This window comes from Streptomyces sp. NPDC127098, assembly GCF_042722465.1.
GTDB classification, from domain to species: Bacteria; Actinomycetota; Actinomycetes; order Streptomycetales; family Streptomycetaceae; genus Streptomyces; species Streptomyces millisiae.
In genome coordinates, this window is record NZ_JBHXFJ010000049.1 from 48,064 (window position 1) to 56,302 (window position 8,239).

Below are 8,239 nucleotides of genomic sequence, written 5' to 3' on the forward strand. Positions count from 1 at the left end.
AGCGTCGGGTCGGTGATCGTATGGCTCAACGGCACCCACGGCGCGGGCAAGACGACGACCAGCGCGCTCGTGCAGCAGCTGCTACCCGACTCCCGGGTGTTCAACGCCGAGAAGGTCGGCGAGACGCTCATGGACATCACGCCGGGGCTGCCGGGGACGGACAACTTCCAGCACTGGCCGCCGTGGCGGCCACTCGTGGTCGAGACCGCCCGCCGCGTGCTCGACTACGCCGGCGGCACGCTGGTGATGCCCATGACCGTCCTGGTCGAGGAGTACTGGCGCGAGATCAGCGCGGGCCTCGCCCGGCACGCCATCCCGGTCCGGCACTTCGTCCTCCACGCCGACCAGGACACCCTCCGCGCGCGCATCGCGGGCGACACCGTGCTCGGCCCCGACTCCCCGTTCCGCCTCCAGTACCTCGAGCCCTACGCCGAGGCGGCCCGCACCTGGCTGCACGCCGAGGCCGAGGTCGTCGACACCACGCACCTCACACCGGCCGAGGCGGCCCAGCGGATCGCGGAGGCCGTCACGTCCCGAGCCGCGCCCGTCGCTCAGTCGAGGTCGGACATGTCGAGCACGAAGCGGTAGCGGACGTCGTTGCGTCGGAGGCGGTCGAGCGCCTCGTTCACCCGCGCCGAGGGGAGCAGCTCGATGTCGGCGGTGATGCCGTGCTCGGCGCAGAAGTCCAGCATGGCGGTGGTCGCGGGCCGGCCGCCGCTGCCCGCGGAGCTCAACCTCTTGCGTCCCACGAGCAGGTCCATGGTCTCCACGGTGACGGGTCCCAGGTGCCCGAGGTGGCTGAGGGTCCCGTCCACGGCGACCAGGCGCAGGTAGGGGCCGAGGTCGTGCGGGGCGGAGATGGTGTCGATGACGACGTCGAACCGGTCGCGGGCGGCGGCCAGTTGCTCCGGGTCCGTGGCGACGACGAGCCCGCGGGCGCCGAGCCGGCGGGCGTCGTCCGCCTTGTCGGGTGAGCGGCTGACCACCCAGGTCTGGGCGCCGAGCGCCACGGCGAACCTGACCGCGAGGTGGCCGAGGCCGCCGAGGCCCGCCACCGCTACGCGGGTCCCGGGACCGGCGCCGAGGGCGCGCAGCGGCTCCCAGACGGTGATCCCGGCGCAGAGCAGGGGAGCGGCGGCGGCCGGATCGAGACCCGCGGGCAGGTGGTACGCGAAGCGGTCGCGGACGACGTACTCGCGGGAGTAGCCCCCCAGCGTGACCGACCCGTCGTGCCGGTCGACGCCGTCGTAGGTCAGGGTCGGGAAGGCGTGGCAGAAGTTCTCCTGGCCGGCCCGGCACATGGCGCACTCGCCGCACGAGTCGACGATGTTGCCCACCGCGACCCGGTCCCCGACGGTGAAGCCGGTGACCGCGGGCCCGGTCTCGGCCACCACGCCCGTGAACTCGTGCCCCGGGACCAGGGGCCGGCCGCCTTCGCCGCCCGGGGCGCCGACGGCGTGCAGATCGGAGTGGCAGACGCCGCAGTAGTCCACCCGGACCGCGAGGTCGTCGGGGCGCAGGTCGCGCCGCTTCAGGGGCGCCCGCCGCAGGGTCGACGACGGACCTTCCAGTTGCCAGCCGACGGTGCTCCGCATGACGCCTCCTCATAGACAGACTGTTCGGTCTGTTTCAGCGTAGGCGGGCGAGGGCCGGCAGGCAAACCAACCGTTCTGTTCGCTACCGTGGGGGCATGCCCGATCAGCCCGTCACCTCCCGTGGGGCCGCCACGTACCAGCGCATCATCGACGTGGCGACCAGGGAGTTCGCCGAGTACGGGATCGCCGGCGCCCGCGTCGAGCGGATCGTGGCCGCGGCGCGCACCAACAAGGCGCAGCTCTACGCGTACTTCGGCAGCAAGGAGGGGCTCTTCGACGCCATCTTCTTCGGCTCGCTGGAACGGATCGTGAACGTCGTCCCGATCGACGCCGCCGACCTCGCGGACTGGGCCGTCCGCCTCTACGACGAGTACCTCCGCCGCCCCGACCTCATCCGACTGGCCACGTGGGCGCGGCTGGAGCGCCGCCCGGCCGGCCACCTGGTCGACGAGCCCGACCGGCTCGACGACCGCAAGCTGGCCGCCATCGCCGAGGCCCAGGCCGCCGGCCTGGTGCGGCAGGGGGACCCGTTCGACGTGATGGCCATGGTGATCGCGATGTCCATGGCCTGGTCACCGGTCAGCAATGTCTACGCGGCCACCGCGCAGGAGCCGCCGGAGCTCCACGAGCGCCGTCGCGCCCTGCTCCGCGAGAGCGTCCACCGCGCCATGACGCCCACCTGAGGCTCACCCTCCGGGCGCACCGCGCCGGCGCGGTGCCCGGTCAGGCGTCGAGCGCCCGGAGCGCGGTGTCGACGGTGGTGGTCAGACGGTCGAGGTCGTGGCCGGCGCGTTCCCTGACCCGGAGGCCGAGCACCATGGTGAACAGCAGCTCCACGGCGGCGTCGACGTCGAGCGCGGCGGGGAACTCGCCCCGGTCCCGGCCCTCGTGCAGTACTGATCGCAGTGCCTCGCGGGTCACCTCGAAGGCGGCCTCGGTCCGCCGGCTGACCTCCGGGTCGGTGGTGCCGAGCTCGGTGGCGGTGTTGACCACGAGGCAGCCCCGGGCCGCCACCCCGTCGTCCGTGGGGCAGGTGACCAGCCACAGCAGCCAGTCCCGCAGCGCGGCCCGGCTCGGGCGGTCGCCGGCGCCCAGCCGCTCCTCGGCCTGGGTGGACTCGGTGGCCCGGTAGTGGTCGAGCGCGCGCAGGAACAGCGTGTGTTTGTCCTTGAAGGTCCGGTACATGCTGCTGGGCGTGAGTTCGAGCTCCTCACCCAGGTCGCGCACCGAGGTGGCGTGGTAGCCGCGGCGCCAGAACAGGTCGGTGGCCCTGGCGACCACGTCCTGCTCGTCGAACTGTCGGGGGCGTGCCATGGGGCCACCCTACCCAACTTGTGGAGCGATCGTTCCCGTACTAGGGTCCGCCAAGGTATGGGAGCGATCGCTCCCGAAAGGTGAGCCCGAGGAGGCATCGGTGACGAGCACGGAAGAGGCCGCGGTTCTGGCGGCCGGCGAGCGGGAGCCGCGGTGGAGCCGCTGGCCGGCGGTCGCCGCGGTGGCCCTGGGAACGTTCCTGCTGGTGACGGCCGAGCAACTGCCGATCGGCCTGCTGACCTCCGTGGGGTCGGCGCTCTCGGTGTCCGAGGGGACGGCCGGACTGATGGTGACCGTGCCCAGCCTGGTCGCCGCGGTCTCGGCGCCCCTGGTCCCGGTGCTCGTCGGCGGCCTCGACCGACGGCTCCTGCTGCTCGGGCTGATGGGCCTCATGACCCTGGCCAACGTGGCCTCGGCGCTGGCGCCGAACTTCGCCGTGCTGGTGGCGTCCCGGGTGCTGGTCGGGGTGGCGGTCGGCGGTTTCTGGGCCATCGCCAGCGGCTTGGCCGTCCGGCTCGTGAGCCCCGCGAACGTGCCGCGGGCCACCGCGATCGTCTTCGGCGGCGTCGGGGCCGCGAACGTGTTCGGCGTCCCGATCGGCACCCTGGTCGGCGAGTTCGCCGGCTGGCGCGTCGCCTTCGTGACGCTCAGCGCCCTGGCGCTCGTCGCGCTGCTCGCCCTGCTGGCCGTGCTGCCGCCGTTGGCCGCCACCCGGCCGGTCCGGCCGCGGCTGCTGGCCGAACAGTTCCGCAACCCCGGCGTCCGCGCCGGCATCCTCGCGACGTTGCTCCTCGTGACCGGCCACTTCTCGGCCTACACCTTCGTGAGCCCGGTGCTCCAGGAGCTGTCCGGGATCGACGAACGGCTCGTCGGCCCGCTGCTCTTCGGGTTCGGCCTGGCGGGCATGGTGGGCAACTTCGTCGCCGGTGCCGCGCTGGCCCGCGCCCCGCACCGGACCGTGCTGGTCATCGCCGTGGCCCTGGCGGCCGCCATGCCGCTCCACGTGCTGTTCGGCCGGGGACCGGTCGGCGGCGTGGTGCTGCTGGTCGCCTGGGGCCTGGCCTTCGGCGGCGTGTCGGTGGGGCTCCAGACCTGGATGATCAGGACCGCGCCCCGGGCCGTGGAGGCGGCCTCCGCCCTGTGGGTGGCGGTGTTCAACCTGTCGATCGGCCTCGGCGCGCTGACCGGTGGCCTCATCGTCGACGCGCTCTCCCTCCGGGGCGTGCTGTGGCTCGGCGGCGCCTGCGCCCTGGCGGCGGCGTTCGCCGTCCGGGGTGCCCGCGGCGCGGAGGGCCTGCGGTGACGAGGCGCGCGGGGTGGGCCGGGCCGGGCCCCAGTAGGTGTCTGAGAACCCTGGCTGTGGGGTCTGGCCTGGTCGGATGATCGGTGTGTGGCATCGAGCGGGGCGGCGGTACTGCCGAGAGTGTGGTGATCCGTTGCCGGCGGTTGCAGACCACGAAGCGGCGGGTGGCGGCGTTGCAGCGGGATGAACGGGCGGAGTGCCCGGTGTGCGGGCAGTGCTGGACGGTGGGCGTGGAGCGGTCGCGGTCGGCTGTGTACTGCTCGACGCGGTGCCGGGTGCGGGCGTGCCGGCAGCGGCGGGCGTCGCGGGAGAGCGTTACGGAAACGCCGCAGCCGAACGCCTCGATCGGCCCATCGGCCCCGGACGTCGTGCACGCGCAGGTGAGCACGCGGGGCCGGGGCTTCTCCCCCTTCTCGTTTGCGCCTGCCGCCGGGGCTCGCGCCCGCGTCCCCGTGGAGGGTGGCGCGGGCTGGTGTCGTGTGGAGGGCCATGCCGGGTGGCCGCCCGCTGGTCCGCTTCGAGGTGGTGGTCGGTCATGACGGAGCGGGTTGGCAACGTCTCCCGGGAGCGTTACGAGCAGCTGGTCGCCGAGGTGCGGGAGCTGACCCGGGATGACGAGGTCGCTATCCAGGTGACCAGCGACCTGCTGCGTCGCCCGCAGGTGGCTCGGGAGGCGATGCGGGACGACACCGCCAGGTTTCTGGTGAAACGGGCTCAGTTCGACAACTCGCACCGCACCCGCGAGGAGATCCGGGAACGCACGCCCGCCGTGCGGCGGATTGAGCACAGCATGGAGTACGTGGACCTGGTCGGTTCCTGCCACCAGTTCGTCGCCGCCCTCGGCCGCCTGGTCCCACGGCTTCGCGGGCAGGAGTTCAGCGAGGACGAGCGTGAGACCGTCCGCCGTGGCGTCGCGAAGGGCCGCGCCGCGGCCGACTGGCTGGAAGGCGCGATCGACGCTGGCGAGTTCACCCTGGACGAGCAGCTCGCGCGGCTGTTGAAGGGCGAGTGAGACCGGTGGCCCGCCGCGAGGCGGGGCCGGTGGCCGTGCGCTACGGCGACCTGGTGCGGGCCGTGCTGATGGGGGCCCGCCCGGCCGGGTTGCATACCCGCCAGCTCATCCTGGCCACTCGCCTCACCAGGTCGCAGGTCGAGCGCGGAATCCGACACCTGCGAGACGTCGGGGCTGCCGAACACCTCAGCCCGATCATCTGGCGCCGGCGGGACGGCTACCTGTTCTCCGACAAACCGGCGGACTGGATCGAGTACGAGAAGCGCCAGTTCCTGGAGATCCTCCACCGCCTCACCCGGATGATCACGGGTACGCTCGACCCGCACTTCGCCCGCCACCCCGACGACGAACGGGCCCAGCTGGCCATCGCCCAGCTCACCGGCGTGCGCGCCACGCTGGCCCAACTCACCCGATAACCGATCCGGGGGACTGAAACGATGCCCGCGCCCCGCCGACGCCGCTACCCCTCCGATATCACGACCGCGGAGTGGGCCCTGATCGAGCCGCTGCTGCCGGTGCTGGCCTGCCAGACGAAGACCGGCGGCCGGCCGGAGAAGTGGCCACGCCGGACCGTGGTCGACGCCATCCGCTACATCGTGGACAACGGCGCGAAGTGGCGGGCCCTGCCGGCAGACTTTCCGCCCTGGCAGACCGTCTCCGCCGTCTTCGCCCGCTGGAACCGGGCCGGGGTCGTGCCGACGCCGCCCGAGAACTCCTCTGGCGCCTACGCCTCACCCACCCCCAGCTCACCCAGGTCTGGGCCGACTCCGCCTACGCCGGCCACCTCACCACCTGGGCCCAAGAACGCCTCTGGCTCACCCTACGAACCGTCGCCCGCCCCCGCAGCGCGAAAGGCTTCGTGGTCCTCCTCCGGCGCTGGCGCGTCGAGCGCACCATCAGTTGGCTGATGAACGCCCGCCGCAACGTCCGCGACTATGAACGCCTCCCCCCAACATGCCGAAGCACACCTCACCCGGGCCCTCGTCACCCTCATGACCAGACGCCTCACCCGAAAGGGAAACCGCCACCGCCTGGGCGAGGAAGCCGGCGCCTCACCACGGTGCCGCAAGTACCTGATGAGCCGAAGGGTGACGCGGTCGCTGCCGGCCCTGCTGATTCTGAGAAGCAGCAGATGGCGAGGGTGATTCGCGTTTCAACGTTGGTAGGAGCGGCGGGACGTGTGATCCGTGGTCCTGGTAATATCCTCAGCATGTCCTATATGTTCGTTCGTCTCCGCGCCGCCTGAGACCGTCTGCCGCCGCAGTCGCTCAGCGACCGGCGCCAGCCGAGGAGCCCGCAGAAGACCATCGTGTCCCACGGCACAGCCCTGCGGGTGCCGCTCGGCCCTGACTGTCGACGCGCACCATGCCGGTGAGCGCATCCACGTTGCGTGCCGCCCCTGACCAGGCGGCTGACGCTGGTTGATCGCCGCCGTCAGCACCTGCGTGCGCCCGGCCACTGAATCGTGCCGCGCCTGGTGACGGGCGTGCCCGTTTCTCTCTTCGACTTCGGCGGCGCACCGCGTCGGCATCAGCTTTTCAGGCATGCCTGCCGCGCCGCCCACCGGACATAGGACTGACCCGAATGACATCTGTCTCCAGCAACTCCCCCCGTCCGCGCCAGGCCCGCGAGGCCAATGCGACGTTCGTGCTCGTGCACGGCGTGTGCACCAGCTCGTTCATGTGGGCTCCCATCCAGCGCGAGCTGGCACTGCTCGGGCACCGCAGCTTCGCCGTGGACCTGCCGGGGCATGGCTTTGACGCGCAGTACTCCGCCGCCTACCAGGCCCCGCAGGACCTCGACGCGTGGGCGGCCGAACCGTCCGAACTGGCGGGAGTCACCCTTCAGGACAACGTCGACATGGTCGTCGATGTCGTCCGGCGGGTGGCCGAGCACGGTCCGGTGGTCCTGGTGGGCGCCAGCCTCGGTGGAACCACTATCACTGGGGTAGGCAACACGATTCCCGACCTGGTGGACCGGCTCGTCTACATCTCCGGCTGGTCGTGCGTGGAACGCTCCAACCCCATCGCGTACATGCAGGAGCCCGAGTTCGCCGACAACCTGATGGCACCGCTGGCCGCGCTGAACGTCGGCAATCCCGCCGAACTCGGCGTCGGCCGGGCGAACTACCGCACCGCCGACCCGGTCATGCTGGCCGGGCTCAAAGCGGCGATGATGGCGGACGGCACCGATGAACAGTTCCGGGCCTTCCTGAACATCCTGCAGCCGGACGAGTCCCTGGAGGTGATGATGTCCGACGCTCGCGTCCACGCGGACACCTGGGGCACCATCCCCCGCTCCTATATCCGTCTTACCGAAGACCGATCGCTCCCCGTGGCCATGCAGGACCGCCTGATCGCCGAAGCCAACGCACTGACGCCCGGCAACCCGTACGACGTGCACACCCTGGCCACCAGCCACGTCGGGTTCCTGCTCAAGCCGGCGGAGGTGGCCGGCATCCTCGACCAACTGACCGTCTGACCCAGAAGGGGACAAACCGCTATGTAGTGCATTGGATGGGGGCAGCCCGGCTGCCCCCATCCAAGGAAAGACCCACCGGCGCCGCAGGCAACCCTACGAACTCGCCAGAGGATCAGGAGCTGGCCTCCGAAGCCCCGGCTGCCGCGCGGTGGAGTAACGGTAGCGGGCAAAGAGACGGCCAGAGGTCGACGAGTGGCGCGGAGGAGGCGGCATCCGTGCCGCGCCGCTCGCGGGCACATCCCCGGTCGGAGCGTCGGCAAACGACGGCACCCTCAAGCGCTGCGGCACCCGAACGCGCACACCGACATCGGCCATGGCCCGATCGCCATCGACCACTCACCGGCCAGCTACAGGATTTCGCGCCCCCACACGCAACCACACGGACGCCGCTCAGCCGCCCCATCTTGGTTCTCAGACACCTACTCAGCTTGTTCTTTAACCTCTGGCGTCGAAATGTGCCTCGAACTGGGTCGCTGACCTGGGCATTCGCCGGACGCTGAGGCGGCCTTCGCTTGATCATGTGCTCCGACCAAG

8 protein-coding genes and 1 pseudogene are annotated in these 8,239 nt (G+C 71.5%); 7 read left to right on the plus strand and 2 right to left on the minus strand.

Annotated elements, in window-relative coordinates; translation table 11 throughout:
- Positions 1 to 12 precede the first annotated feature (12 nt).
- Positions 13 to 588 carry an AAA family ATPase gene (locus ACFWI8_RS26180; RefSeq protein WP_387096098.1) on the plus strand — a complete coding sequence of 192 codons (576 nt, stop codon included), beginning with the start codon at positions 13 to 15 and terminating at the stop codon, positions 586 to 588.
- On the opposite strand, the gene ACFWI8_RS26185 is transcribed toward ACFWI8_RS26180, so the two are convergent.
- Entirely contained in the window at positions 552 to 1,595 is a 1,044-nt protein-coding gene (locus tag ACFWI8_RS26185; protein ID WP_387096101.1) for an NAD(P)-dependent alcohol dehydrogenase, read from the minus strand. The genes ACFWI8_RS26180 and ACFWI8_RS26185 overlap by 37 nt on opposite strands.
- A 95-nt stretch (positions 1,596 to 1,690) precedes the next feature.
- Here ACFWI8_RS26185 and ACFWI8_RS26190 point away from each other — a divergent pair, with 95 nt between their 5' ends.
- Entirely contained in the window at positions 1,691 to 2,278 is a 588-nt protein-coding gene (locus ACFWI8_RS26190; protein WP_387096103.1) for a TetR family transcriptional regulator, read from the plus strand.
- A gap of 40 nt (positions 2,279 to 2,318) precedes the next feature.
- Here ACFWI8_RS26190 and ACFWI8_RS26195 read toward each other — a convergent pair whose 3' ends face one another.
- Entirely contained in the window at positions 2,319 to 2,909 is a 591-nt protein-coding gene (locus ACFWI8_RS26195) for a TetR/AcrR family transcriptional regulator (protein WP_387096106.1), read from the minus strand.
- Between the two features lie 100 nt (positions 2,910 to 3,009).
- Between ACFWI8_RS26195 and ACFWI8_RS26200 the strand changes: the two genes are divergently transcribed.
- The 5 genes and pseudogenes from ACFWI8_RS26200 to ACFWI8_RS26220 all read left to right on the plus strand — a co-directional run bounded on the left by ACFWI8_RS26200 (position 3,010) and on the right by ACFWI8_RS26220 (position 7,705).
- Complete coding sequence (locus tag ACFWI8_RS26200) at positions 3,010 to 4,212, plus strand: MFS transporter (protein ID WP_387096109.1); 1,203 nt, start codon at positions 3,010 to 3,012, stop codon at positions 4,210 to 4,212.
- Between the two features lie 535 nt (positions 4,213 to 4,747).
- A complete protein-coding gene (locus tag ACFWI8_RS26205; RefSeq protein WP_387096112.1) occupies positions 4,748 to 5,224 on the plus strand; it encodes a DUF6192 family protein in 477 nt (158 codons plus the stop codon).
- 29 nt (positions 5,225 to 5,253) lie between these two features.
- Positions 5,254 to 5,640, plus strand: coding sequence for a hypothetical protein (locus tag ACFWI8_RS26210; protein WP_387096114.1), 387 nt, complete (start codon positions 5,254 to 5,256; stop codon positions 5,638 to 5,640).
- Between the two features lie 21 nt (positions 5,641 to 5,661).
- Positions 5,662 to 6,243: pseudogene (locus ACFWI8_RS26215) on the plus strand (transposase); the annotation flags it as partial.
- A 565-nt stretch (positions 6,244 to 6,808) separates the two neighbouring features.
- Complete coding sequence (locus tag ACFWI8_RS26220; protein ID WP_387096117.1) at positions 6,809 to 7,705, plus strand: alpha/beta hydrolase; 897 nt, start codon at positions 6,809 to 6,811, stop codon at positions 7,703 to 7,705.
- The last annotated feature ends 534 nt before the right edge of the window (positions 7,706 to 8,239 follow it).

Excerpts from the sequence above, each read along its gene's own strand:
- ACFWI8_RS26185 (WP_387096101.1), bottom strand. The coding sequence starts at position 1,595 with ATGCGGAGCACCGTCGGCTGGCAACTGGAAGGTCCGTCGTCGACCCTG.
- ACFWI8_RS26190 (WP_387096103.1), top strand. The coding sequence starts at position 1,691 with ATGCCCGATCAGCCCGTCACCTCCCGTGGGGCCGCCACGTACCAGCGC.
- ACFWI8_RS26195 (WP_387096106.1), bottom strand. The coding sequence starts at position 2,909 with ATGGCACGCCCCCGACAGTTCGACGAGCAGGACGTGGTCGCCAGGGCC.
- ACFWI8_RS26205 (WP_387096112.1), top strand. The coding sequence starts at position 4,748 with ATGACGGAGCGGGTTGGCAACGTCTCCCGGGAGCGTTACGAGCAGCTG.
- ACFWI8_RS26220 (WP_387096117.1), top strand. The coding sequence starts at position 6,809 with ATGACATCTGTCTCCAGCAACTCCCCCCGTCCGCGCCAGGCCCGCGAG.